The organism is Pseudomonas sp. F220, assembly GCF_057813935.1.
Genome location: NZ_JBVASJ010000097.1, coordinates 1 through 1,264, shown reverse-complemented (window position 1 = coordinate 1,264; position 1,264 = coordinate 1). Strand labels below are relative to the sequence as shown.

The following is a 1,264-nucleotide window of genomic DNA, read 5'->3' as shown; positions in this document are numbered from 1 at the left end:
CGACGGTCTGACCTGGGGTCAATGTTTTCTAGCAGGGGCTGGAGCGCCTTGGCGCCCCGGAGGCAGAACGCTGTCGATCAGTAACTTGGCGCAGCTGGCCGGCCATCGGCCGGTTGGCTGCGGTAAGTCTGGTCATTTTGTAGTAGCACCCAAACGATTCGAAGGTTGCGGTTCGCCAACCGTATCGCCGCTTCCTTGCGTCCCAGTCGACCCAGCCAACGTTGCAACCGACGATCGTCGGGCTGCTCTGAATCAGGGCGCAAATGCCTTAATACCGCATGAGCCCCTTGAACCATTAGGCTGCGCACATAGCTGTCGCCTCGTTTGCTCATCCTGCCCAGGCGAATCTTCTGCCCACTGCTGTTCTGCTCAGGCACCATGCCAAAGTAGGCCGCGAACTGGCGTGCATTGGCAAAACGTTCAGGTTCGGTCTCCTTGGCCAAAAGCGCTGTGGCGATGATCGGGCCGATACCGCGCACGGTCATCAGTCGCCGGGCTGTTTTATCCTCGTTCGCGGCACTCTCCAGGCGGCCGGTCAGCACGTTGATCCGCTCGCCTAACTGACGCCATTCGCCCAGCAGCTCGTCGATCAGCTCGCGCAATAGGTCTGGCAATGGTTGTGTCGCGTCTTCCAGCACCCGAGGCAGGGTCTGACTGATAGCGACATCACCTTGTGCCAGGGTTATACCGTGCTCCATCAGCAAGCCCCGCATCTGGTTACTCATGGCTGTGCGCCGACGGACATAACCCTGCCGGGCACGGTGCAAGGCCTGCATGGCCAGTGCTGTGGCACTTTTGATGGGGACCGCCGCAATTTTGCTGTCGCGCCCCGCACGCAATATGGCCCGGGAATCATTACGATCATTTTTGGCGCCGCTGCGGTGCTTGGCCACAAGTTGCGCCGGAAGAATTCGCGCCAGATTGCCCTGAGCCTGTAGCTGCCGCGCCCATGCTTGAGCGCCTGGGCCCGTTTCCACCAGCACCACTACGGTTGGCGGCAGTTTGCGCAGGAAGGCATGAAAGGCTTCACGCGACTTGATTCGCTCTTCGTAAAGCACTTGGCCAAGGGCATCTTCTCCCGCGACCTGGAATACCTGCTTGGCAAGATCGACTGCCACTGTCGTGCATGTCGATAGATCGGTTGAAGACAGGGACTGTTTAACCGTCGTATTCTTTTTCATGGATTCGCCCTCGCTGTCGGTGGCTTCTTAGACTGCCCCCGTGGCGCATTGACGCCTCGGCGCGGGCGAGTCCATCCAATTAC

The 1,264-nt window shown here is 59.7% G+C and carries 1 protein-coding gene; it reads right to left on the bottom strand.

What is annotated here, in order from left to right; translation table 11 throughout:
• Nucleotides 1-77 precede the first annotated feature (77 nt).
• Entirely contained in the window at nt 78-1,181 is a 1,104-nt protein-coding gene (locus ACZYSM_RS29125) for an IS110 family RNA-guided transposase (RefSeq protein ID WP_489077124.1), read from the bottom strand.
• Between the last annotated feature and the right edge of the window lie 83 nt (nt 1,182-1,264).